Origin of the sequence: Niallia alba (genome assembly GCF_012933555.1) — a bacterium.
Lineage (GTDB): Bacteria > Bacillota > Bacilli > Bacillales > Cytobacillaceae > Niallia > Niallia alba.
In genome coordinates, this window is sequence record NZ_JABBPK010000001.1 from 2,460,364 (window position 1) to 2,485,414 (window position 25,051).

Consider the following 25,051-nt stretch of genomic DNA (forward strand, 5'->3'; position numbering starts at 1 on the left):
TAAAAAAGGGAGCTAAAAAAACTCCCCTCTTATTTAGTTATATTTCCCACCTAAATGAAAGCGTTATCTAAACAATTTAGTTTTGTTTTTGTTCATTTCCTTCATTTTTTAAAAACCTCGTAAGGCTTGTAAAGCATGGTATATCGGCTTTCCTTTTTGCCGATTTAAATATGATAAATTATTTCTTGTTAGCTCTCCGACTGAACTCTTTAACTTTTCCACATAATATTTTGGCTGAGAAACAGAAGCGGTTTGATCGTTAGGGTTAATTCGTCCTAAAATCGTCTTGATTTCTAATTCATCCTTCATACCAACCATAAAGTCAATAAATGCTTGTATTCCTTTATCGCACCAGCTGCGGCCGTTTTTAAGCCGTTTAGCGAATACACTCATCGTTCCTTCCGCACTTCCCATTGGACGATAGTGGCTTGTGTCTATGTCTTTTTCCTTCAACCATTCGCGATAATCTCCAAGGGCCTGAGGATATTTTGACAGCTGTTGTATGAACTCTTCTAACCGTTCTTCTTTCTTTTCGTTTTCAAGAGTACCAACTGCACTATTAAGTTCCACTAGGAATCCTTTCGCATCATATTGAGCCAGTTTCTTACGAATGACTCTATATCTCTTATGGCCTTTGAAAAGCGTTTTAACCTCACGAGCTACATGGAATCGGTCGATGACAAAGAATGCATTCTTATAGTGATCCTGACAAGCCGTAATCCACTGGGCTCCATCCCCATTAATTACGAGGTGATGTTCACTCGGATTGTAGTTGTAATTATCTATTAAGAACTGCTCAAATCCTTCCCAGAACGCTTCTTTACCTTTGTGGACATAGTGACGTTTTGCGATTAAGGATGTTCGTTTCCCGTTGACTATCCAGCCCTCATGTACGGAAGCAATCTTTTCTTCCCGCCCACGTCGTTTTCCACGTTGCCTTTTCACATATAGTCCGTCTACTTCTACAAAGAGCACTTTCCTCAATTGGTCGGTCGGCTTGACGAAAGTAACTTCTGTTTGTAGAAGGTGTTGACGAATAGTCTCATGGCTGATTACTTTGTAACCTAGAAGTTTCTCAATCATGGAGGAAGCATGACGATAGGATGTACCTTGAACTGCCATTTCCATTGCCATCGTTTCAACTAGGGGACTGAAACCTTTTGACCCCTCAAACTCTAAATAGTGATCAAGGAGATAAACGTATCCACCCTTTTCCCTGTCCCTATAGTAATTCCGATTGATGATAATAGAACCGAATGAAGTATCCATCTCTACGGCTCGCTTATCCTGAAGGTAAAATCTCTTTTTATCTCTATTTTCTGCAATCTGTTGATCCATTTCTTCGAGTTGCTTCGTGAGAACTTCACCAAATGTCTTTTGAAGCATAACAAATAAATCTTTTTCCAGTTCTTTTAATGTGGGTAATTGTATGGTATCTTTTTTCATAGGACTCCTCTTCCTTGTATTTGTGGTTTTCGCAGACTTTACTATACAAGAAGAGAGTCCTTTTTTCATTTGATTTTATTTTCCATCTACCGCACTTCCGTTTGGTGACCTGTTTCTCAATGGATGGATCTACGCCCCATCCATTGAGAAACAGGGTACAACATCTCCCACAAACATTTTACTCATACAGCAAAAACATGATAATAAATTATTCGAACAAAAGTTCTGTTTTTTGTTGACAGGTAACTAAGACAATAATAAACTAGATTTGAACAGAACGTATATTCGGGTACAGGGAGAACTTATCAATAAGAAGGGGGTTAAAGAACATGATAGTGGAGTCAGCAGTTAAGCTTACTTAATAGAGAAAAAATTTTAATGAAAATCAAAAACAAAAAGAAACAATATTTTCACTCCATTAAATATTTTGAAAATATAATAAAATTTCTTTCCAGTTCCTAAATATTTTGCTAAACTAATGAAGGGTATTTTTACATATTTAGTTGCTAACAGATAAGAGGTGTATATGGTTGAAGGTTTTTTTAAATTTAAAATGGTATTTTATGCAGGAGAAGAAAGCATATCTAGGAGGAATTTCCCTATTGATTTTAGTTGCTGTACTGCAGCTAATTCCCCCAAGAATTGTTGGTATTGTTGTTGATCATATTCAGGGAAGAACACTGAATTGGTCCAATTTATTACAGTGGTTAGGAGTTTTAGTTGCTTCCGCATTAGCAATGTATGTGCTTCGCTATTATTGGCGGGTAATGATATTCGGCTCTGCTGTAAAGCTAGGGAAATTAATGAGAAATCAACTATATAGTCACTTTACGAAGATGTCTCAGTCCTTTTATCAACGAAATCGAACAGGAGACTTAATGGCCCATGCAACAAATGATATTCAGGCGATTCAACAAACGGCAGGACAGGGAGTTCTTACTTTAGTAGATTCATTAGCAACTGGCGGATTTGTTATTATTGCAATGGCAACTACAATTAGCTGGAAGCTTACGCTTATTTGTTTATTACCAATGCCGTTAATGGCTATCTTAACTAGTTATTATGGTTCTTTAATACATAAATATTTTCATCAAGCGCAGGCTGCTTTTTCTTCCTTGAATGATAAGACACAGGAAAGTATTTCTGGCATAAAGGTATTAAAAACTTTCGGTCAAGAAAAAGAAGATGTAGAAGACTTTCGTAAATCTTCTCTTGATGTAGTGGATAAAAATATTAAAGTAGCTCGTGTGGATGCACTTTATGATCCTACAATCTCCATTATTGTCAGTATTTCTTTCTTTTTAGCAATCGTTTTTGGTTCACGTTACGTTATTAATGGAGAGCTTAGTTTGGGGCAACTCGTTTCTTTTACCACTTATCTTGGTCTGCTTATCTGGCCGATGCTGGCATTTGGATGGCTCTTTAATATTATGGAGAGAGGGAGAGCTTCGTATGATCGTGTCACGGCTTTGCTAGAAACAAAGGTTGATATTATCAATCAGGCAAGTGCTATCAAAACGCCTCCAGCAGGGGATATTGTCTATGATTTGAAATCTTTCTCCTATAACAATAAAGTAGATGTTCTAAAAAGTATTCACTTTTGTTTGAAACGAGGGCAAACACTTGGGATCGTTGGGAAAACAGGAGCAGGGAAAACAACGCTCTTAAAATTGTTATTTAGAGAATACGATCATTATAATGGAAAGATTATGATTAATGGAACGGAAATAAAAGAAATAGACTTGGATGCATTAAGAGTTTCGATTGGGTATGTGCCACAGGAACATTTTCTTTTTTCCGCTAGTGTTAGAGAAAATATTGCTTTCACTAATCCAAATGTTTCAGAGGAAGAAATCCATCAAGCGGCAGTCTTGGCAAATATTCATGAGGATATCCTCGGGTTTACTGATGGATATGATACGGTAGTAGGTGAAAGAGGAGTTTCGCTATCTGGCGGTCAGAAGCAGCGTATTTCAATTGCACGTGCACTCCTTATGAATCCAGAAATACTAATATTAGATGACTCTTTATCAGCAGTTGATGCAAAAACAGAAGAAAGCATTCTGGAAGCTTTAAGAGCAAATAGAGAAGGGAAAACAACTATTATCACATCGCATCGATTAAGTGCTATTGAACATGCAGACCTTATCATTGTATTAGATGAAGGGCAAATTATTCAAAGTGGGGACCATCAAAAGCTGGTAAAGGAAACTGGATGGTATAAAGAAATGTACCACCGCCAAGCTTTAGAAGTAATGGTCAGCATGGGGGATACAAATGGATAAGACAATTAAACTGACGAGTGAACAGCAAAGAAAAGTATTATTTCGCTTATTGGGTTATATTAAACCACATAAAAAAGCGGTAATGATCGCTTTTGGTCTGTTATTATTATCGACATTAGGAGAATTGGCAGGACCATATTTAATTAAAATCTTTATTGATGATTATTTAACACCAAGAAATTTAGAAGTACAGCCATTAATGGTATTAGGAATAACCTATATTCTAATTCAGATAATGAATGTTGTAATCATGTATTTTCAATTATTTAAGTTTCAAGAAATTGCTTTATATATTATTCAACAGCTTCGAGTCGATGTGTTTACCAAGATTCATACACTTGGACTCCGCTATTTTGACAAAATACCGGCAGGAAGTATCGTCTCCAGAGTAACAAATGATACAGAAGCGATTAAAGATATGTTTGTCAGTGTCCTGGCAACATTTATCCAAAGTGGATTCATGATTTTTGGAATTATTATCGCTATGTTTGTTTTAAATGTTAAGCTAGGTGCTATCTGTTTAATTTTACTTCCAATTCTTGGATTTATCATCTATACGTATCGAAAATACAGTGCGAACTTCTATCAAGATATAAGAGAACGATTAAGCCAATTGAATGCAAAGCTTAGTGAATCTTTACAAGGGATGAACATAATCCAAGTCTTTAGACAAGAAAAGCGATTAAAAACTGAATTTGATGATATCAATACAAAGCACTATAATGCGGGAATGCGTAATATAAAGCTTGAAGGGCTATTGCTTAGACCAGCTATCGATCTTGTTTACGTTCTTGGGCTTATTTTTGTTTTAAGTTATTTTGGTATATCTTCGTTTGCGAATCCTATTGAAATTGGTGTGTTATATGCATTTGTAAGTTATTTGGACCGTTTTTTTGAACCTGTCAATAATATGATGATGCGTTTATCCCTTTATCAGCAAGCTATCGTATCTGCGTTTCGCGTATTTACTGTTTTAGATGAAGAGGACGTAGAACCAAGCCTTGCTCTTAATAGGGAAAATAAAATCAAAAATGGTGTTATTGAATTTAAAAATGTTACTTTTTCATATGATGGTAAACAAGATGTTCTGAAAAACATTTCCTTTACTGCTAGAGAAGGGGAAACGGTTGCTTTAGTAGGGCATACAGGAAGTGGTAAAAGTTCGATTGTAAATTTACTTATGAGGTTTTATGATTTTGGAAAAGGTGACATTCTTATTGATGGAAAATCATTAAAGTCTTTTAACAAGTCTGAATTACGGGAAAGAATGGGCTTGGTTCTTCAAGATCCATTTCTATTCTACGGGACAGTAAAAGATAATATCCGTCTATATAATATGGAAACAACTGATGAAGAGGTAATCGAAGCAGCTAAATTTGTGCAAGCAAATCAATTCATTGAAAAACTAGAAGATCAATATAACCATAAAGTGGTGGAAAGAGGTTCTGCTTTTTCAAGTGGTCAGCGTCAGCTCATCGCATTTGCCAGAACAATATTAACGAATCCGAAAGTCTTAATTTTGGATGAAGCGACAGCGAATATTGATACAGAAACAGAAGAAGCTATTCAATTCGCTCTATCGAAAATGCGCAAAGGCAGAACAACGATAGCGATTGCCCATCGTCTTTCTACTATTCAAGATGCAGACTTAATTCTTGTTCTTCATAAAGGGAATATTGTGGAAAGAGGGAATCATCAACAGTTGCTTCAACAAAGAGGATTATATTATAAAATGTATCTTCTGCAAAATGGTGCAGCAGATTCTATTGAAGAAACAGTGGAGCATAAAGTAGAACTCACTTAAAAAAACAATCAATATAGTAAGTCTCATTTCAGAAAAAGAGGCTGGGACAAAACTAGATAGCCAATCTGTAAAGACGAACAATCTCTAATTTATCACTTAAATAAAGGTTCCTTTTATACAATGGTTATTTATGTTTTTAAATATAGTCAAGTGTAAAAACTAATTCGTTCCATTGCGCTACAGAAACTCGCTTTCCGCGGGGAGCAACCTAAGCCTCCTCGGCTAAAGCCTGTGGGGTCTTAGGTTTTGCTCTACTTCCCGCAGGAGTCGAGTGTCTTCCGCTCCATTCCACTCTGTTTTTAAAGGCAATTCCCTAAAAAATATTGTTTTTTTAGAAAAAATGAATTAGTAGGAAATATGGAGCAGCCTGAATACACGTAGACTCCTATGGGAGCTGCGAGAAAGTCCGAGACCCTGCAGGCCATAGGCCGAAGCGGCTCGGCGCTCGCCCCATGGAAAGCGAAGTGTATTCAGGCTGCGGATATTAACACTAACTGTACTGAAACAGCCTTTTATAAAACTAATAAAACCCGAACAATCATTTAGGATTCTTTGATAGTTGTTCGGGTTTATCTATGACTGGAATACTTATTTCCCAGCCTCTTTTTCCTCTTTTTCCTACTTATTCTTTTAAATATTCCATTGTTCTTTTGATGTTTGAAAGTTAGGATAGTCTTTTTTTAGACTTATTTCATTATATTTATTTAGTAATACATCCAATTCTTGACTGCATATAATGGCTGAAGAAGATGAAAAACCATGTTTCATAGCAATTTCAATAAGCTCTGTGCGCTTTAATTCGATTTGAGTAAGTAATTGCTTTTTTAGCATGGTAATTTTCCTTTCCGTCTATTATTTCTACTTCTAATTGATTACCTGTTCCTAATAAGGATGAAAGGAATATTTAGGTAACGTGATATTTTAGTGTGAAAATTAATTTACTTAATTATATCTATTTTTGGAAGTAAATGCAAAAATATCGTAGAAATACATAAACAGATGGAACAAGCATATAGATATAGGAAATGGGGAAAAGGAGAGATAAAAAGTGGTTGATATAAACTTATTTATTGCTTTGGGTGCCGGTTTTTTAAGCTTTATTTCTCCATGCTGTTTGCCATTATATCCAGCCTATTTATCTTATATTACTGGAATGTCTATAGGGCAGCTAGAAGAGGATAGATTATTTAAAAATAATAGTTTTATACATACGATATTATTCCTGTTAGGATTTTCTATTATTTTTATTGCACTTGGATTTGGTTCTACTTATATTGGAACCTATTTTAAATCTTATCATGAGGAAATTAGAAAGATAGGTTCAATCACGATTGTCTTTTTTGGTCTTATCATTAGTGGTGTTTTAAAACCTAAATGGCTCATGAAAGAATACCGATTTTCATTTAAATCTAGACCTACTGGTTATTTAGGCTCTTTGCTAATTGGCTTAAGCTTTGCAGCAGGATGGACACCATGCAATGGACCAATTCTAGCAACAGTCCTCTCTTTAGCAAGTCTTCACCCAGAAACGAGCTTGCTCTATTTAGGAGGTTACATTCTGGGGTTCGCATTGCCATTTATCCTTCTATCTTTCTTTATCTCTCATCTGAACAAGTTAAAGAAGTATAGTGTTCATTTTATGAAATTTGGGGGCTACTGTATGATTGCCATGGGATTCCTGTTATATATAGATGGGATGAAATGGTTCACACGAGTCATTTCGCCAATTTTTGGTGATTTTCAAGGTTTTTAATCCATTCAGCTTGCTGTATAATAGGAATTAAGAGGGTAAGGAGGATTTTTTGAAATAGAGTGATTTAAGTTACCTACATACCATGATTTGTCAACTTATGTGACAAAATAGATTGAAATTATCAAAAAGATTCGCTATATTGGATAAGTATTATGAAATATATATTACTATTAGAGATTGTTTTTTGGTGTTGAGGAGGAAGTACGATGGCTCGAATATTGATTGTGGATGATGCAAAATTTATGAGAATGACACTCTCAAATATATTAACTAGATCAAATCATGAAGTAGTTGGTGAGGGTGAAAATGGCAAGGAAGCAGTAAGATTGTATCGTGAATTGGATCCGGATTTGGTCACAATGGATATTACAATGCCAGAGATGAGCGGATTAGACGCTGTCAAAGAAATAAAGAAGGAATTCCCGCAGGCGAAAATTATCATGTGTTCTGCAATGGGGCAACAAAAAATGGTAGTCGAAGCAATTGAAGCTGGTGCTAAGGATTTTATTGTGAAGCCTTTTGATGATACAAGAGTTTTAGATGCAATAAATCGGGTGTTAAGATAACTAACGAAATGCAAAAAGGATATGATTCGAGTCGTATCCGTTTTTTTTATCTCTAATCCCTATGTTTAACTAGTTGATAAAGATAGATAAAAAATAGACAGGTTAGTAATCTTGATGGTAAGATTAAATGTATTGTAATGGAATTGATAAAAGGTAAGTAAAGGGGTTTTTCTATGACTTCTGTCATAATTTCAACAGTTATTGCAGTGTTTATGGGTGTCTTTTTTACGGTTATGAGAATGAAAGCGGCTACGAAGCCCGTTTCACCTAAAAAAATTATTCTCCCACCATTTTTTATGAGTACTGGTGCTTTAATGTTTGTCTTTCCTTATTTTCGAATTACCGGACAGGAAATACTAGAAGCGGCTATTGCTGGTATCATATTTTCATTTTTGTTAATTAAAACAACAAAATTTGAAATCAAAGAAAATGATATCTATTTAATTAATTCAAAAGTTTTTATCTATATATTATTTGGACTGTTAGCAATTAGAATTGTTGCTAAATTTATATTAAGCAGTTCAATCGATGTTGGCCCATTAGGTGGCATGTTCTGGATGCTAGCTTTCTGTATGATTGTTCCATGGCGAATTGCCATGTATATCAATTACAAGAAATTAGCAAAGAATTTAAGTCCGACAAATTAATAATATATTTAATCAAACTAGCTGGTTTAGAAAGAAATCTAGCTAGTTTTTGTTTTGAAAGCATAAAATTATTTCCTATATAGTATCCAACATATTGGTAATATTTAAGGAGAGAAAAGATTTTTTACAGAAAATTCACTAGTCATAAAGTCTTATTTACTTGTATAATAGAAGAATCTATAAAATGGATGTAACTTCTATAAGTGTTAAATGGATGGGAGAAGGGAGATTGAAATGAGATTTACGATTACGAAAAAGTTGGGGTTAGGATTTCTTTTAGTTATTATATGTATTTTACTAATTACTACTCTCTCCAATACACAAATTGCTAAGGTCGATAAAAACTATTCAAGTGTCATTGATCAACAGGTAAATAAGGTTATCATCTTGAAAAACATGAAAATAAACATGCTTCTTCAATCAGATGGAATAAATGGTTATTTGCTTACAGGAGAAACTTCTTATCTAACAAATTATGATGGTAGTTCTAAACGACTAGTAAATGATTTTAATACACTAAGTAATATGGATAATGATACTACAAGCAAAGAACTTATTGAGAGTATCCAAAAGCTTCAAGCAGATTTTTTAGTTCTTGGTGATAAGGCAGTGCAGGAAAAGATTTTAGAAAATGAAGAAAATTATCTCGATTTGATTACTCAGTCTAATGACATTCGGACAGAGTTTAGTAATGAAACAGATCAATTAATTAAATACGAAGAAACTAAAATGAGTGAAATAAGAGACAAAGTAGCTAGTGAAACAAAGGTTTATATTAATATTGTGATTGGATTAAGTGCATTCGCTATATTATCGGCGATTCTTATTGCTGTTTGGATTAGTAAAACAATCGCAAGAGGGATGAAGGAATCTTCTTCTATCATAAAAAAAGTAAGTGCAGGTGACTTAACAAAACAAGAAGTAAAAGGGAAAAGAAAAGATGAATTTGGAGAAATGGTAAGTTCACTGGCTAAGATGAATGATGAACTGGCGGATATCATTCAAGAAGTAAGAGAGACAGCCAATACGGTAAGTTTAAGCAGTGAGGAAATGGAAAACAGTGCAAAACAAACAGCTGTAGTTGCGGAACAAGTTTCAAGTATTTCCGAGAAATCGGTTGTACAGGTGGAGAGCCAAATGAACCAATTCCAAGTTGCTGTTCAAAATTATGATCTTATGAATAAAAGCATGGAGGAAATCACAGAGCGCAGTATTGCCATGAAAACAAAAATGTCAGAGGCAATGCGAAAAGCTCAAGATGGCAATCGTTCTATTGATGATGTTGTAGATAAAATGAAGGACATTAGTCATTCTGTTGTGGATTCATCAGAAATTATAAAATTGCTGGAACATAAATCTGCAGAAATTAGGCAAATTGCAGAATTAATAACAACAGTGGCAGAGCAGACAAATCTTTTGGCATTAAATGCGGCAATTGAAGCTGCAAGAGCAGGAGAACATGGAAAAGGATTTTCTGTAGTTGCCGATGAGGTTAGGAAATTGGCGGAAGAGAGCAGTAATTCTGCAAACTTAATTCAAAATGTTACAGATAGCATTCAGAAGGAAATAGGCCTTGCTGTTGATGGTATGAATAAAACAAGTACAATTGTAAATGAAGGCTTAGAAGGAACGGAAAAAACGAATATTGCTTTTACAGAGATTTTGCAGTCTATTTCTAATGTATCGGATAATGTTGAAGAAGTAACGAAGGAAATAGAAGACTTATCAACGAATAGTAAAGAAATGAAAAAAATTATGGAAAGTGTTTATAAAATATCTTCGGAGAGTATTTCTTATACACAAGAAACATCTGCTGCAACCGAAGAACAACTTGCATCGATGACAGAAATGACAGATTCTGCTAAAAAGCTTTCGGATATTGCTTCTAGTTTACAAAAGACAGTATCCCATTTTAAACTATAATTAGACATAACTAAAAGAGTCACCATTCATTTTACGTACAAAATGAATGGTGACTCTTTTTCACCTCGTATTTGCCATAACATACACTTATCCTACTCCTATTATATGGGAAATTATTTCGATTTATCTTTTTGAATAGTTTGTTTTGCAAGTTGGTGTCCAAAGACAGATACACCTGCTGCAATGATTCCATTTGTTATAGCTTCAAATGTGAATCCATAGGCAAAAGTTGCTAATACACTAGAAGCTAGGAGAAGAATCCAAATGATGGACCAATCAGGGATAATTGGCGTTTGTTTCAGCGCATAGCCAATAACCCAGAGAACGGGTACCAATATATAATAATGACCAAGTAAAAAAGATTGTAACCATTCCAAAGCATCTTTCCCTCCTTTAATGCTATATTGCTAGCATATGTGAAAGCAGGAAATATGATTGTTTTTATAACCATTGCCCCCTAAAAATTCCTTGAACCATTATAATAAAAAATCCCCGACTTTCTTTCGACGAAAACTGTCCTTTTTTCTTTGTTTGGCCTATTTAAAAGGTGATAGGAGGTGAGGCAGATGGCACAAGTTCATTGGAATGAATCTAGTTTGAAGCTGATGTTTCTGAATGGTATTAAAGAAAACGGAGATCCAAATCTTGTTACAAAAACGTTTCGAAATGTAAATGAAACGGCAACTCCAGAACAAATCTTAGCTGTAGCTCAGGGACTAGCATCATTAGTAACCTATTCTTTGTATTCTGTTGAAAGAAATGACACATCAGAAATTATCGAAGGTTAATTAGTACCACAGCAAGGGAGATTACTATTGTTTCACTATTAAAATAGAAGAAAGGAGAATTTTGAATGGCAAAAACATTAGAATTAACTTTTGAAACAAATAATGGGAAGTCGTCAAAGCTATCCCTTGAAAGTCCTATAGAACCAGTTAATTCAGAACAAGTATTAACAGTTATGCAAAGTATTATAGCCGCTAATGTTTTTACGTCCAATAATGGAGAATTAGCAGCCGTCAAAGGGATACGTTTGGTTGAAAGAAATGTCACTGATTATGAAATCTAAGAAATAATGGAGGATTATTACTATGGGGCTAATAACAAAGTAATACTATTAGTCCCAAGTAATAGGGTAGAGAGTTTCCATAGGAGGCGTGTAGAATGGAGGAATTAATTTCATTTATCAGCCAAGTTGGTTTTCCTATCGTTATCAGCTTCTACTTGCTGAACCGGATTGAAACTAAATTGGACATAATGATTAGCTCGATTCAAAGTTTACCTGAATTAATCAAAAAATAGAAATCTCTTTTATTAAGACTAGTAATTAAAATTATCAAAAAAATGAAAGGGTTTTCTATTGACAATAATAGTTAAAAATGTTAAATTTACATTAACCGTTATTAACGTATCTAGTATTTTATTTATTCGATTTGTTACTGCAAATGAGAGATTAATAGCCCAATGCTTATGCGTGAAAATGGTAATTTAAAGATGAAGCTAGCAAAGCTTTTTTAGGAGGATTTTTTTACATGAAAAACGGTAAAGTAAAATGGTTTAACGCAGAAAAAGGTTTTGGATTTATTGAAGCTGAAGATGGAAATGATGTATTTGTACACTATTCAGCGATTCAAGTGGAAGGCTTTAAATCTTTAGAAGAAGGCCAAGGCGTTTCATTTGAAGTAGTAGAAGGTGCACGTGGCCCACAAGCTGCTAACGTTACTAAAATATAATAATAACAATTCCTTATATAAAAAAGGTCAGGCCCAAAAAGGGTCTGACCTTTTTCTATTTGATCCACAGATTACCACATTCGTTATCTGAAAATATGCATTTCCTTCCTTGATAGAAATAATTGGCTAACTTCCCCTCCTATTCCTCCTATTTTAAATTGTTTGCTATAATAGTAGAATATATTATTTAATTGGAAAAAATTATTATACGAATATCATTCTTTTTTTTCATAAACATAGAGGTGAAAATAGTGAAATTTATTCATACAGCAGATTGGCATTTAGGAAAATTAGTTCATGGATTATACATGACAGAGGATCAACGATTTATGCTTCAACAATTTATGGAGCTAGTAGAAAAGGAAAAGCCTGATGCTGTCATTATAGCAGGTGACTTATACGATCGCTCCATTCCGCCAACTGATGCAGTTAATTTACTTGATGATGTTTTATATTTTATCAATGTGGAATTAAATACACCGATTCTTGCTATCTCAGGAAATCACGATAGCGCAGAGCGGTTATCTTTTGGTAGCTCATGGTATCAGAAAAATCGCTTTTATTTAAATGGAAAAATCGAAAACAGTTTTACTCCCGTTTCATTGGGTGGAGTGAATTTTTACTTAGTACCGTACTGCGAACCAGTTGTAGTACGAAAATTATTAGCGGATGATACGATACTTAATCATCATGAAGCAATGAAAGCGATAATTGGAAAGATTGAAGATAATTTAAATACAAATGAACCGAATGTGCTGATTGGTCATAGTTTTGTACTTGGTGGTAAAACAACAGATTCCGAGAGAAGTTTATCTGTAGGGGGATCAGGTTGTGTTGGTGCGGAACTATTTGCTCCATTCTCTTATACTGCGCTTGGGCATTTGCATAGTCCAAATGCTATTCATCATGAAACTGTAAAGTATTCTGGCTCGTTAATGAAATATTCTTTTTCGGAAGCAAAACAAAATAAATCTGTATCTATTATAGAAATAGATGAAAAAGGAAGTTTCACGCAAAAGTATCATGCACTTACTCCGCAAAAAGATATGCGAGAGCTAGAGGGACATTTAGAAGAATTATTAGATGTTGCTTATTATCAGCATCAAAAAGTGGATGATTATTTAAAAATTACATTGCTTGATGAAGGGGCGATTTTAGATCCCATTCAAAAATTGCGTCAAGTGTATCCTAATGTTCTGCACTTAGAACGAAAAATAGAAAATAGAGATCGTAAAGAAAAGTCGCTGCTACAGGTACAAAAAGATGCTCAGAAAAATGAACTGGAGTTATTTGCATCATTCTATGAAGAAATGACAACAGCTTCTTTTACGGAGGAGAAAAAAGACTGGATGGAAAGTGTTATTAACAAAGTTCTAAGAGCGGAGGGTGCTAAATGAGACCTTTAAAACTTACGATGCAGGCATTTGGCCCTTATGCTCATAAGGAAGTAATTGATTTTACTGTTTTAGGAAATCGAACGATGTTTGTCATTTCAGGGAAAACTGGTTCCGGGAAAACAACTATTTTTGACGGGATAAGCTATGCCATTTATGGGAAAGCAAGCGGAGAAGACCGAAATGGGCCAGAATTACGCAGTCAGTTTGCTGATGATTCTTTGCTAACAGAAGTTAGTTTTGAATTTAAACTAAAAGAAAAACGATTTTTAATCACACGCTCTCCTCAGCAAGAGAAGAAGAAGGCGAGGGGAGAAGGGTTTACTACAATTGGAGCAAAAGCCGAGCTATTTACGTTTAATGAAGATGGAGAGGAGTTACTAGTTGCCTCTTCCATTCGTGATGTGGACGAAAAAGTAAAAGAAATAATGCAGATTGACAGTAATCAGTTTCGGCAAATACTGATGATTCCACAAGGGGAATTTCGCAAATTACTGACTTCAGATAGCAAAGAAAAAGAAAATATCTTGCAGCGGTTATTTCATACCGAAATGTATAAGCGCATAGAAGATAAATTAAGGGACCAAGCACAGGGGCTAAAAAAAGATGTTGAGCAAAAGGTTTTGCTGCGCAATAATGCCTTATCTAAAATAGATGCTGTTTTCCAAGATGACTTAATAGCTTTGATGGAAGCAGGAAGTGACAACGATGTGGCAATTCTTCCTCTATTAGAACAAGAAATAGGACTAATGGGAGAAGAAGTAAATAAATTACAAACGATGCTTGATCAAAAAAATAAAGAACGAGATGTTATTAGACAGCATTTATATGAAGCTGAATTAATTATAAAACAAATGAAGCTAAAAGAAGAGCTTTCCATACGTTTAAAAGAATTGGATGAACAAAAAAAGGATTATTCCAAAATAGAAAAGAAAATAGAGTTGGCTCAAAAAGCAGCTCTTCTAGCCCAGCAAGAAGAAATTTGCCACCATTTAAAAAAACAAATCGATGGTAAGCAGGTAGAAGAAAAGACCATTCGATCCTCGTTAGAAAATATTCAGGCAAAACTTGTCAAAGCAGAACAGCTATATACCCAGGAATTAGCGAGGGATGAGGAACGCAAACATTTGGCTAATTATCTTGCTGATTTAAAAAATATGGAAAAGGATGTCCTGCAATACGCAGAAGTCGAAGGGCAACTTTTAAAATTAAAAAGAGACATGGAAAACCTTGCTTCTAAACAAGGAATACTCCAAGTACAGCGAAAAGAGAAAGAGTCTACGATTCAAAGATATAAAGAACGGATCAAACAATTAGACAGCATGAAAGAATTGCTGGTTAGTAATAAAGATAAAATTCGCAATCTGCAATCTATATTAGAACGTATTAATGACTATTTAGAAGTGTCCCAGCGTGTAATAAAACGTAAGGCTGATGCAGATTCGAAGGAAAAACAGCTAGAAATTATCGTAAGAAGATTTGAAGATGCAAAAGCATTAGTAGAAGAGCTAGAGAATAAATGGCTTACTAATCAATCATATATTTTAGCAAGGACTTTAAAGGTGGATGAAGCTTGTCCAGTATGTGGGAGCGTACATCACCCTAACCCTGCAACAACTATTACACAGCATCAAGATATCTCTGAAGAAGACCGAAAAAGCGCGAAAAATGATTTGTCAGCAATAGAAAAGGAAAAAATGAAAACTGAAACGGCTTGGGTAGAAGCAAATACCCAATGGAAATTGCTAAATGAAGATGCGCAAATGAAGCTGCAAAAAGTTGTAGATATTTATCCTTCCTTTATAGTGGAGGATGGAGAAATAGTAGCCAATACAATCCAAAACGAGCTCCAGGATATCAGCCTTGAACAAAGGAAATTAGTGGAACAAACAGCGGAAATGGAAAAAATGAAGCAATCTTTATTAGAGGTGGAAGATCAACATCAAGATGTACAAGCACAGCTTGAGAAAATAGCAGGAGAAATCCAAGAAACTACCATTCAATATACAGAGCAAAACACAATGCTAAAAAATATGAAAAATACAATTCCTACCGATTTACGGGAAATATCTCAGTATAAAAAAATGTGTAAGGACACCTCGTTACAATTAGAGAAATTGGAGGCACAATTTGTAAAAGCGCAGGAAAAGGTTCAGCGCACAAAAGAAGACTGGCAAAAAGAGTCGGTTCGATTAGAAAGTATTGAAAAACAGATAATACAGTTATCCGAAAATTTACAGGCGGAAAGAGAGATTTTCTTAAACAGAATGACACAACAAGGTTTTGCAACGTATCGCTCTTATGCGGAAAGTAAAGTACCTGATAAAGAAGTGGAACAGCTGAAAGCAGCGGTACAGTCTTATCGCGAAGAGTGTCGTTCCGTTTCTGATCGATTAAAAGATTTGGAAGAGGCGCTTAAAGATATAACCGTACCAAATATGGATGAGTTACAAAACAAGTTAACCATAATAGTGGAAGAAGTAAATAAATTTCAGCAAGAACATACGAATATGCTAATAAAACAAAAAGACAATAAAGCGATATATAATCAAGTTGTACAAATAAATCAACAGGTAAAAGAACTAGAAAATCAATATAATCTAGTTGGCCATTTATCCGATATAGCAAGAGGTCAAAATGCGCAGCGAATTACATTTGAACGTTATGTATTGGCATCTTTCTTAGATGAAATATTGCTGCAGGCGAACAGTAGACTTAATAAAATGACAAGTGGCCGCTATCAGCTTGTCCGAAAGAGTGATCGCTCAAAAGGAAATGTCCAAAGTGGCTTAGAATTACTTGTATTTGATCAGTACACAGGCCAAGAAAGACATGTTAAAACTTTGTCAGGTGGGGAAAGTTTTAAGGCAGCATTATCGTTGGCTTTAGGACTTTGTGATGTCGTGCAAAATTTTGCCGGGGGAATTTCACTTGAAACAATGTTTATCGATGAAGGATTTGGCACACTAGATCCGGAATCATTGGATCAAGCAATTGAAACACTTATGGATATTCAAAGCTCAGGAAGACTGGTCGGCGTTATTTCCCATGTACCTGAATTGAAAGATAGAATGGAAGTAAGACTAGAGGTGATCGCTGGACAAACAGGAAGTACTACTCGATTTGAATATTTACATTAATAAACAACAACAGAAACCAGGAGCATTATTTTGAGAAAAAAAAGAAAGAAACGTGGAAGAACGATATTTATTATATTGATTTTTTTCTTCATTCTTCTATTATATTGGAAATTAAATCAACCTGACTATAGTAAGGTGCCTATGCCTACAGGCTTAAATCCAGTTGTAGAGGAGAATAAAGATATTCTTGTCAAAAAAGCAGGAGATATTGGAATTCGGGTAGTAATTACCGAGGACTTCAGAAGTGTAGAAGAACAAGACCGTCTATATGAACAAGGTAGAACGAGAGAAGGTTCTGTTGTTACCAATGCAAAGGGTGGGGAATCGTATCATAATTATGGACTTGCTATTGATTTTGCCCTTTTGGATATTAACGGAGCAGTTATTTGGGATATGAAATATGATGGGAATGGAAATGGCAAAACTGATTGGTCTGAAGTAGTAGAAATAGCAAAAGAGCTAGGCTTTCAATGGGGAGGAGACTGGACTAACTTTAAAGATTACCCACACTTTCAAATGGATTTTGGCTTGTCCATTGAAGACTTACAAAGAGGCAAAAGACCTTGAATAACAAAAAAGAGGATGACTCATAATAATCGGTGTCATCCTCTTTAAATTTGTAAAGATTAAACCAATTGACTTAATAAATAATGATAAATTAATTTCCCTGTTGCCTCAATAGAAGTAAAATGAGTGCGTTCATAGGCATGAGAAGAATCAATTCCAGGTCCGATTAACGCATGTTTAATATCATGACCAGACCGGATTGCAGCAGAGGCATCAGATCCATAGTACGGGTAGATATCTAGCTGGTAGGGAACCTCATGCTTATCTGCTAATTGAACAAGGTGTTTTCTTAAAGCATAGTGATAAGGACCGCTCGAATCCTTTACACAGATGGACACTGTATACTCGTCAGTTGATTGGCCATCTCCCATTGCCCCCATATCTACAGCCAAATACTCCACTGTTTCTACTGGAATATTTGAATTTCCACCATAACCAATCTCCTCATTATTAGAAAAGAGGAAGTTAGTTGTATATGGTAGTTCGACGTTACTTTCTTTTATTGTTTTCATCAATAATAAAAGAATGGCTGCACTTGCTTTATCATCTAAATGCCTGGATTTAATAAATCCAGACGGAGTTATTTCTACCCGTGGGTAAAAAGAAACAAAGTCACCAACTGAAATACCTAAATTTTTCACATCTTCTTTGGTTTTAACGATTTCATCAATTCTGACTTCCATATTGGCTTGATTACGCTCTGCTGTTCTAGCATCTTTATAGACATGTACAGAAGTTTGATGAAGGAGAATGGTTCCGGTATACGTCTTTCCAGAAGTCGTTTCAATGATACAATTTTCTCCTTCAATACTGTTATATGTAAAACCGCCAATTAAATCTAAGCGAAGTCTTCCGTTCGATTTGACTTCTTTGACCATGGCACCAAGTGTATCAACGTGAGCAGTAAGCATACGCTGTTTGTCCGTTGTTTTGCCAGGGATAGTTGCAATCAATCCTCCTTTATTATTTCGATAGGTTGAAATATTGGCTTCCTGTAAATATTTCTCCAATAATTGAATGATTGATTCTGTATTTCCTGATGGACTTGTAACATTTAATAACTGCTCTAATAAAGCGATATACTCTTTTTGATCAATATGTATCAACTGAATTTCCTCCTTTTTAAATCCATTCCATTATACTATTAAAAAAATGAATATTAAATATGCTTGTTCGCAGTTTAGCTTACTTATTTGCAGGGTAGAAAGAGATGGTTGTGAGTATTTACCATTTTCATTTTTAATAAAATCTGCTATTATTCATTCTTGTCGAAAATACGCAAAACATGTTCTTTTCTCCCTTTTTTTCGTATAAATATAGATATTGCTGGAAATATTCATTAATTTAATGTAAGATGTGGTTAATTTGAAATCTCTCTTAATGTAAATTTACATTAACAGGAAGTAAAAGGAATGACCATTTTGAAAATCATGTGTTATAATGGATTACGTCATTTCTTCAACTGCTACTTCTTGATAGGATGAACAAATGGAAGGGCAGTAACATATGTAGATAAGGTAGCACTATTTAAGGGAAAATCAACAGCATATTAAAAATTGTTAATTATTTGAATTGAGGTGAACGGGATTGAAAGGTACAGTGGAATTATTTCGTAAATTTTTAACAAAACATTCTTCTTTCTTTTTAATCGCCATATTTTTATTTTGGATGAAAACGTATATTGGATATAAGGTAGAGTTTAGCATTGGAGTACAAGGACCAATGCAGGAATTTCTATTATTTATTAATCCATTGAGCTCCGCACTGCTCTTTATCGGACTTGCTCTATTTGTTAAAGGAAAATTACAACCTGTTTATATTACGATAAACACAGCGTTGATGTCAGCATTGCTTTATGCAAACATCGTATACTATCGATTCTTTACTGACTTTATAACAGTTCCAGTAATGATGCAGGTAAAAGTAAATGGTGGACAATTGAGTGACAGTATTTTATCACTTCTAAAACCATATGATATTCTTTATTTCCTAGATGTTATTATTTTGATTGTTTTATTAGCTACAAAAGCATATAAACCTACTATACAAAAAAATAGAAGAGCAGCAAAATCTGTTTTTGCATTAGCTATTTTAACATTTGTTATTAATTTAGGATTAGCAGAGGCAGATCGTCCTCAGTTATTAAGTAGATCTTTCGATAGAAATTATTTAGTGAAATATTTAGGTGCTTATAACTTTACTGTATATGATATTGTGCAAAACGCTAGATCTGAAAGTCAGAGAGCGTTGGCAGACAGCAGTGATATTACCGAGGTGCAAAATTTTATTAGTGCCAATTATGCTGAGCCAAATGATAAATACTTTGGCGTTGCAGAAGGCAAGAACGTTATCTATGTATCCCTTGAATCATTGCAAAGCTTCATTATTAATTACAAGTTAGATGGGCAAGAAGTTACACCGTTTTTAAACTCTTTACTTAAAGATGAAAACACATTCTATTTTGATAATTTCTTTCACCAAACAGGACAAGGGAAAACATCTGATGCAGAATTTATGATGGAAAATTCCTTATATGGAATGTCTCAAGGAGCTGTTTTTGTAAATAAAGCACAAAATACATTACAATCAGCACCAGCCATCCTAAAAGGAAAAGGCTATACTTCTGCTGCCTTCCATGGTAATTATAAAACCTTCTGGAATCGTAATGAAATGTATAAAACGATTGGATACGATTATTTCTTTGATGCAGAGTATTATGATATGTCCGAAGAAAATACGAAAAACTATGGAATGAAAGATATTCCTTTCTTTGAGCAAAGCATGCCTTTATTAGAAGGGTTAAAGCAACCATTCTATACAAAATTCATTACTTTATCTAACCACCATCCATTCGAAATGGATGAAGGCGATACAGACTTCCCAGCAGGTGACTTTGGCGATAATGCGGTAAACCACTATTTCCAATCTGCTAATTATTTAGACGAATCAATCCGTTTATTCTTTGAAGAGTTAAAAGAATCTGGATTATATGATAATACAGTGATCGTTATGTATGGGGACCATTATGGTATTTCTGAAAACCATAATAAAGCTATGGCACAAGTACTTGGTGTCGATGAAATAACACCATTTATGAATACACAGCTTCAACGTGTTCCATTGTTTATTCATGTGCCAGGTGTAGAAGGAAATGTAGTAAGCGAATTTGGTGGCGAAGTAGATGTAATGCCAACATTAATGCACCTTCTAGGTATTGATACAAAAGATTATTTACAAGTTGGTTCTGATTTGCTGTCTGAGCAACACCGTGAAACAGTTCCATTTAGAAATGGAGACTTCGTTTCTCCAACACTCACAAAAATTGGTGATAACTATTATAATGCAGATGGTGAGTTAGTCGATGCTGAACAAGGCAAAGAACAAGCAGAAGCAGCTGCTGCGGAATTACAAGCTTCTGATAGTATTGTGATGAAAGATTTACTGAGATTCCATAAACCAAATGGATTCACTCCGATCAATCGCGATGATTATCACTATTTAAAAGGTTCAACAACAACAACTAATACAGAAGAATCAGTAGAAGAATAATAAAAAAATCCCTTTCCATTTGGAAAGGGATTTTTGTGTGTAAACGTTCAAAAATAATTCAATAAATCTTCAACAAAAAGGCTTGCAGGTTTGTAGGGATGAGAGTATGATAACAATGAATATTTCAGAAATTGAAATAATTTTGATTAGAAAAAGGATGATACAGGGATGATGGAGTCAGAACAGACAAATTCAGAAAATGAGAGGCTTAGCATCAAGAATGGAATTTACACAACGCTTATATTAAATATCTCTAATAACTATTTTCCCCTTTTTGCGATAAGTGTTTTAGGGGCAACCAATTATCAAGTAGGATTAATTAGCTCACTTCCACAGTTTATTGGAATGTTCGCAATGATCATTGGTTCTATTATCATTAATCGGCTTCAGGAGAAAAAGATGTTTACCGTGTATTCTTTTTTCGTTGCAAGGCTTTTTTTAGTTGGTATTGCTTTAGTCGTATTTATACCTGATAAATATCAAGCAATCGTTTTTATTGTTTTGGTCGGACTTATGAATTTTCCTTTTTCCTTTGCAAATTTAAGTTGGCAGGCATTCATTGGAGATATTATTCAAGAAGATAGAAGAAGTGGATTTTTTAGCACGAGAAATAAAATGATGACCATAATTGGCATGGTTTCGACTTTCTTTATTGGTATATTTCTGCAATTTTTTGACAAATCTAATCCGACACCTTATGTCGTTTTATACTTATTAGCTTTTGCGTTTGGCTTGTTAGAATTACATTATTTAAAACAGCATGCGGAGCCAAAAAAGAAAGTAGTTATAAAAGAAAAAACATCGTTATTTGGAATAGCTGTTTTTAAAAATAAACCATTTTTATACTTCATCATAAGTGCGCTGTTTTTTAATTTTGCATGGCAAATGTGCTGGATATTGTTTAGTATCTATCAAATAAAATTTGCTGGAGCAACAGGGCTATGGATCAGTTTATTTGCAGTTGCTAATTCGATTGGTCAAATCGTAAGTTTTAAATGGTGGGCAAGAATGTCGGATAAGCATTCAAATGCAAAAATGCTTATTTTAGTGTCTATCGGAATGGCGGTTGCTCCATGGATGACACTGGTTTCCACAAATCTTGTTTTTCTTGTAATTACAAATATATTTGCTGGTTTATTTGTATCTGGAACGGTCTTGTTACTGTTTAATCAGCTGTTGGATGTGACGACAGAAGATAACCGCAGCATCTGTATTTCCAACTATAATATACTACTTGCTTTCATTGCGTTTATCGCACCTCAATTTGGTGTTTATCTCTTAGAAACAACGAATATATATACTGCAATGAATATTTCAGGTTTTTTAAGAGCTTTTAGCGGTGTATTCTTCTTTTTTCTTTATTTATATTTAAAAAGAAGAGAAGGAGTTACGTTCAAGCGAAAAATGGCAAAAATATAAAGGGAAACTTCCGTCAGTGGGAGGCTTTCCTCCTTTCCCGCTGCTGGTTAGTTGAACCAATTGGACCTTAACGGACAGTTGATATCCCACCTATCTTCCTCGTATACTTATAAACTTGAGGGGGAGTCTTACTCTCCGTTAAGAGTGGGGGTAAATACACATAATAAATCCCATATCTGTAAAAGATATGGGATGCTTATTCTTATTAAAGTGGAAATTAAATTGTAAATATGATAAAATAAATGAATCTTTTAGTGATGTCATTTTGATTAAAATATGTATAGTTTTTCTATAATAATGATATCACATAATGATTCTGCTTGTCAAGCTAATTGATTAGGGGTGGGGGCACTATGACTAATAATAGGGAAGCACTAGAAAAAGTCACCGAACAAAAGAGAATTGATTTTGTGCGGAACGAAATGGACGATAAGTTGAAACTAATGGAACAAGACATTCACAATATTGGCGGCGATGTGAGTCAAATTCGTTCTAACTTTTGGGAAGATGTTACAGTTAACTTAGATGAACCAGATGACGTTATCGAAACATTTACAAGTATAAAACAGCAAGCAGAGCTGCTTGGAGAGAGAGAGCGAACATATGGACAGATTCATAGACAGCAGAAGATTCTTCATAAACTGAAAGATACTCCATACTTTGGAAGAATTGATTTTGATGAAGCTGGTGAAGGAACAGAACAAGTCTATATTGGAATTGCTTCTTTTATGGATAAAAAAAATGAAACATTCTATATCTATGATTGGAGAGCACCGATTTCTAGCGTTTACTACGATTATTCGCCAGGACCTGCGTCTTATCAAACACCTAGCGGGAAAATTGACGGTGAATTATTGCTAAAAAGACAATTTATCATCCGGAATGGAAAGTTAATTAGCTTATTTGATACAGGTGTGACGATTGGGGATGAGTTATTGCTTGAAGTTCTTGGCAATAACGCAAATTCGATGATGAAATCGATCGTTGCAACAATTCAAAAGGAACAAAATCAAATAATTCGTAACGAAAAAAGTAGGTATTTGCTAGTACAAGGAGTGGCAGGAAGCGGAAAAACATCTGCAGCATTGCAACGGGTAGCCTACTTATTATACAAGCACCGAGATACATTGAAATCAGATAATATCATGCTTTTTTCTCCTAACCCACTTTTTAATAGCTATGTATCCACCGTACTACCAGAACTTGGGGAAGAAAATATGCGCCAGTCTACTTTTTTTGAGTATTTACAGACACGGATAGGAAAAGCGCACCAAGTGGAAGATTCTTTTTCGCAATTAGAATATTTATTAACGGAAACAAATACACTTCAAAAAGAAAGCAGATTAAAGAGTATTCAATTTAAAAGCAGTGTTGCATTTAAAGACCTAATAGACAATTATTTCCGTGCGTTACATAAAGACGGCATGGCATTTAAGGATATCGTTTTTCGTAACAAAGTGTTTATTTCAAGGGAAGAACTGACGAGAAAATTTTACGAGATGGAAAGTCACATCTCCATTCCAAATCGAATTCAGTTACTAATTGAATGGGCTCAAAAAGAAATGAAAAAGCATGCAAAAGCGGAAAGAAAACAGCAATGGGTCGATGATGAAATAGAACTATTGGATAAAGAGGAGTACTTAGAAGCCTTTCATGCAGCCCAAAAGAAAAATGGCAAAGAAGATGAATTCGACTATTTTGATCAAGAGGAAAGGTTTTTGCGAAAGGTGATTGTGAATAGGCATTTTAAATCGATATATGTCTCTATTAAGAAAAGGAGATTTATTGATATTCCTGCTATGTATCGAGAGATTTTCCAATTAAGTTGTCCAGAATCGCTAACAGAAGAGGTTTGGCGAAAAATAGCAGAGCAAACAATCGCCAATCTTGAACAAAGTTTCCTATCATATGAAGATGGTACGCCTTTTGCCTATTTAAAGGATAAAATAGAGGGAAGAAAATCGACATCCGGTATTCGCCAGGTATTTATCGATGAAGCACAGGATTATTCTGATTTTCAGATGAATTATTTAAAAGAGCTGTTTCCGTATAGCAAGATGACGCTTCTTGGAGATATTAACCAGGCGATTTATGCCCATCAGCATAACGAAATAGTTAGCAAGGAAGACAATGAAGAAGTAGAACGAATTGTGTTAATGAAAAGCTATCGATCAACAAAAGAAATTGTTGAATTTACAAGAGGACTTGCTGTAAATGGAGACTTGATTGAGCCCTTTAATCGTCATGGAGAAAAACCAAAAGTTATACATGCTCAGGATTCGACTAAGAAGATAGACGACCTATTAATTCGAATAAAGGATTGGCAGGAGAACGGGTATAAAACAATTGCAATCATTTGCAAAACAATTAAGGAAAGCAGTGAAGTTTATGAATTGCTAAAAAAGAAAATAGACGTACGCTTCATTCAAAAAGGAACGACATCTTATGAAAAGGGCATTTCCGTCATTCCTGCCTATTTGGCGAAAGGGATTGAGTTTGATGGTGTAGTTCTTTATAATGCTTCCAGTTATCATGGAGACTTGGAAAAAGAATTATTTTATACTGCTTGTACAAGAGCAATGCACGCATTAACAATGTATATGGATGATGGTAAATTAAATCCATATTTCGATCAGATAAACCAAGATACGTATGAGACGATAGAGGTAAACTAACTATGTCTTTAATAAAGGAAATGTGGATTTATCTCACTGTTGCTGGCAGTAAGACCTAACCGCAAGCTGCCAAAAATTAGGATACGAGGATGGAACTCTCTATCGTATTGGTCCGATAAGTGTAACGAACCAACAGTGGGGGATGAAAAA

Annotated in this window: 20 protein-coding genes; 16 read left to right on the forward strand and 4 right to left on the reverse strand. The window is 34.7% G+C overall.

Annotated features, from left to right (window positions below):
• Positions 1 to 108: 108 nt before the first annotated feature.
• The gene (locus HHU08_RS11845) at positions 109 to 1,446 is read right to left on the reverse strand and encodes an ISLre2 family transposase (RefSeq protein ID WP_169187606.1); all 1,338 of its coding nucleotides are present in this window, start codon (positions 1,444 to 1,446) and stop codon (positions 109 to 111) included.
• A gap of 530 nt (positions 1,447 to 1,976) precedes the next feature.
• On the opposite strand from HHU08_RS11845, the gene HHU08_RS11850 reads away from it, so the two are divergent.
• Positions 1,977 to 3,731 (forward strand): ABC transporter transmembrane domain-containing protein, encoded by a 1,755-nt coding sequence (locus tag HHU08_RS11850; RefSeq protein ID WP_016204866.1) that lies wholly within the window; start codon positions 1,977 to 1,979, stop codon positions 3,729 to 3,731.
• The gene (locus tag HHU08_RS11855) at positions 3,724 to 5,535 is read left to right on the forward strand and encodes an ABC transporter ATP-binding protein (RefSeq protein WP_016204865.1); all 1,812 of its coding nucleotides are present in this window, start codon (positions 3,724 to 3,726) and stop codon (positions 5,533 to 5,535) included. Before HHU08_RS11850 ends, HHU08_RS11855 begins: the two co-directional genes overlap by 8 nt.
• 630 nt (positions 5,536 to 6,165) lie before the next feature.
• Here HHU08_RS11855 and HHU08_RS11860 read toward each other — a convergent pair.
• Entirely contained in the window at positions 6,166 to 6,366 is a 201-nt protein-coding gene (locus tag HHU08_RS11860; RefSeq protein ID WP_016204864.1) for an aspartyl-phosphate phosphatase Spo0E family protein, read from the reverse strand.
• Between the two features lie 217 nt (positions 6,367 to 6,583).
• On the opposite strand from HHU08_RS11860, the gene HHU08_RS11865 reads away from it, so the two are divergent.
• From HHU08_RS11865 to HHU08_RS11880, 4 genes are all read left to right on the forward strand, one after another.
• Positions 6,584 to 7,288: a cytochrome c biogenesis CcdA family protein gene (locus HHU08_RS11865; protein WP_016204863.1), complete on the forward strand. Its 705-nt coding sequence runs from the start codon at positions 6,584 to 6,586 to the stop codon at positions 7,286 to 7,288.
• Positions 7,289 to 7,494: 206 nt separating this feature from the next.
• A complete protein-coding gene (locus HHU08_RS11870; protein ID WP_016204862.1) occupies positions 7,495 to 7,854 on the forward strand; it encodes a response regulator in 360 nt (119 codons plus the stop codon).
• 173 nt (positions 7,855 to 8,027) lie between these two features.
• The gene (locus tag HHU08_RS11875) at positions 8,028 to 8,501 is read left to right on the forward strand and encodes a CcdC family protein (protein ID WP_016204861.1); all 474 of its coding nucleotides are present in this window, start codon (positions 8,028 to 8,030) and stop codon (positions 8,499 to 8,501) included.
• Positions 8,502 to 8,735: 234 nt separating this feature from the next.
• Entirely contained in the window at positions 8,736 to 10,424 is a 1,689-nt protein-coding gene (locus tag HHU08_RS11880; protein ID WP_016204860.1) for a methyl-accepting chemotaxis protein, read from the forward strand.
• Positions 10,425 to 10,537: 113 nt separating this feature from the next.
• Here the strand turns inward: HHU08_RS11880 and HHU08_RS11885 are convergent, their stop codons facing one another.
• On the reverse strand, positions 10,538 to 10,801 hold the full coding sequence (locus HHU08_RS11885) for a phage holin family protein (RefSeq protein ID WP_016204859.1): 264 nt from the start codon (positions 10,799 to 10,801) through the stop codon (positions 10,538 to 10,540).
• Positions 10,802 to 10,990: 189 nt separating this feature from the next.
• On the opposite strand from HHU08_RS11885, the gene HHU08_RS11890 reads away from it, so the two are divergent.
• The 7 genes from HHU08_RS11890 to HHU08_RS11920 all read left to right on the forward strand — a co-directional run bounded on the left by HHU08_RS11890 (position 10,991) and on the right by HHU08_RS11920 (position 17,258).
• Positions 10,991 to 11,212 carry a DUF1659 domain-containing protein gene (locus tag HHU08_RS11890; RefSeq protein ID WP_016204858.1) on the forward strand — a complete coding sequence of 74 codons (222 nt, stop codon included), beginning with the start codon at positions 10,991 to 10,993 and terminating at the stop codon, positions 11,210 to 11,212.
• A 65-nt stretch (positions 11,213 to 11,277) separates the two neighbouring features.
• Positions 11,278 to 11,493 (forward strand): DUF2922 domain-containing protein, encoded by a 216-nt coding sequence (locus HHU08_RS11895; protein ID WP_016204857.1) that lies wholly within the window; start codon positions 11,278 to 11,280, stop codon positions 11,491 to 11,493.
• 95 nt (positions 11,494 to 11,588) lie between these two features.
• Positions 11,589 to 11,726, forward strand: a complete 138-nt coding sequence (locus HHU08_RS11900; RefSeq protein ID WP_016204856.1) for a YvrJ family protein — start codon at positions 11,589 to 11,591, stop codon at positions 11,724 to 11,726.
• A 230-nt stretch (positions 11,727 to 11,956) separates the two neighbouring features.
• A complete protein-coding gene (locus HHU08_RS11905; RefSeq protein ID WP_016204855.1) occupies positions 11,957 to 12,157 on the forward strand; it encodes a cold-shock protein in 201 nt (66 codons plus the stop codon).
• A 251-nt stretch (positions 12,158 to 12,408) separates the two neighbouring features.
• Positions 12,409 to 13,554: an exonuclease SbcCD subunit D gene (locus HHU08_RS11910; protein WP_016204854.1), complete on the forward strand. Its 1,146-nt coding sequence runs from the start codon at positions 12,409 to 12,411 to the stop codon at positions 13,552 to 13,554.
• Positions 13,551 to 16,691, forward strand: a complete 3,141-nt coding sequence (locus HHU08_RS11915; protein WP_169188536.1) for an AAA family ATPase — start codon at positions 13,551 to 13,553, stop codon at positions 16,689 to 16,691. Before HHU08_RS11910 ends, HHU08_RS11915 begins: the two co-directional genes overlap by 4 nt.
• 30 nt (positions 16,692 to 16,721) lie before the next feature.
• The gene (locus HHU08_RS11920) at positions 16,722 to 17,258 is read left to right on the forward strand and encodes a M15 family metallopeptidase (protein WP_101731225.1); all 537 of its coding nucleotides are present in this window, start codon (positions 16,722 to 16,724) and stop codon (positions 17,256 to 17,258) included.
• A gap of 59 nt (positions 17,259 to 17,317) precedes the next feature.
• On the opposite strand, the gene HHU08_RS11925 is transcribed toward HHU08_RS11920, so the two are convergent.
• A complete protein-coding gene (locus HHU08_RS11925; protein WP_016204851.1) occupies positions 17,318 to 18,364 on the reverse strand; it encodes a M42 family metallopeptidase in 1,047 nt (348 codons plus the stop codon).
• Positions 18,365 to 18,926: 562 nt separating this feature from the next.
• Between HHU08_RS11925 and HHU08_RS11930 the strand changes: the two genes are divergently transcribed.
• From HHU08_RS11930 to helD, 3 genes are all read left to right on the forward strand, one after another.
• Positions 18,927 to 20,807, forward strand: coding sequence for an LTA synthase family protein (locus tag HHU08_RS11930; RefSeq protein WP_224427640.1), 1,881 nt, complete (start codon positions 18,927 to 18,929; stop codon positions 20,805 to 20,807).
• 168 nt (positions 20,808 to 20,975) lie between these two features.
• A complete protein-coding gene (locus HHU08_RS11935; protein WP_224427637.1) occupies positions 20,976 to 22,226 on the forward strand; it encodes an MFS transporter in 1,251 nt (416 codons plus the stop codon).
• Between the two features lie 353 nt (positions 22,227 to 22,579).
• Positions 22,580 to 24,901, forward strand: coding sequence for an RNA polymerase recycling motor HelD (gene helD, locus HHU08_RS11940; protein ID WP_169188538.1), 2,322 nt, complete (start codon positions 22,580 to 22,582; stop codon positions 24,899 to 24,901).
• Positions 24,902 to 25,051 lie beyond the last annotated feature (150 nt).

What these genes read in the sequence shown, in the direction of transcription:
- HHU08_RS11845 (WP_169187606.1), bottom strand. Translation starts at nt 1,446, where the DNA reads ATGAAAAAAGATACCATACAATTACCCACATTAAAAGAACTGGAAAAA.
- HHU08_RS11855 (WP_016204865.1), top strand. Translation starts at nt 3,724, where the DNA reads ATGGATAAGACAATTAAACTGACGAGTGAACAGCAAAGAAAAGTATTA.
- HHU08_RS11860 (WP_016204864.1), bottom strand. Translation starts at nt 6,366, where the DNA reads ATGCTAAAAAAGCAATTACTTACTCAAATCGAATTAAAGCGCACAGAG.
- HHU08_RS11870 (WP_016204862.1), top strand. Translation starts at nt 7,495, where the DNA reads ATGGCTCGAATATTGATTGTGGATGATGCAAAATTTATGAGAATGACA.
- HHU08_RS11875 (WP_016204861.1), top strand. Translation starts at nt 8,028, where the DNA reads ATGACTTCTGTCATAATTTCAACAGTTATTGCAGTGTTTATGGGTGTC.
- HHU08_RS11880 (WP_016204860.1), top strand. Translation starts at nt 8,736, where the DNA reads ATGAGATTTACGATTACGAAAAAGTTGGGGTTAGGATTTCTTTTAGTT.
- HHU08_RS11890 (WP_016204858.1), top strand. Translation starts at nt 10,991, where the DNA reads ATGGCACAAGTTCATTGGAATGAATCTAGTTTGAAGCTGATGTTTCTG.
- HHU08_RS11895 (WP_016204857.1), top strand. Translation starts at nt 11,278, where the DNA reads ATGGCAAAAACATTAGAATTAACTTTTGAAACAAATAATGGGAAGTCG.
- HHU08_RS11900 (WP_016204856.1), top strand. Translation starts at nt 11,589, where the DNA reads ATGGAGGAATTAATTTCATTTATCAGCCAAGTTGGTTTTCCTATCGTT.
- HHU08_RS11905 (WP_016204855.1), top strand. Translation starts at nt 11,957, where the DNA reads ATGAAAAACGGTAAAGTAAAATGGTTTAACGCAGAAAAAGGTTTTGGA.
- HHU08_RS11915 (WP_169188536.1), top strand. Translation starts at nt 13,551, where the DNA reads ATGAGACCTTTAAAACTTACGATGCAGGCATTTGGCCCTTATGCTCAT.
- HHU08_RS11930 (WP_224427640.1), top strand. Translation starts at nt 18,927, where the DNA reads ATGAAAACGTATATTGGATATAAGGTAGAGTTTAGCATTGGAGTACAA.
- HHU08_RS11935 (WP_224427637.1), top strand. Translation starts at nt 20,976, where the DNA reads ATGATGGAGTCAGAACAGACAAATTCAGAAAATGAGAGGCTTAGCATC.
- helD (WP_169188538.1), top strand. Translation starts at nt 22,580, where the DNA reads ATGACTAATAATAGGGAAGCACTAGAAAAAGTCACCGAACAAAAGAGA.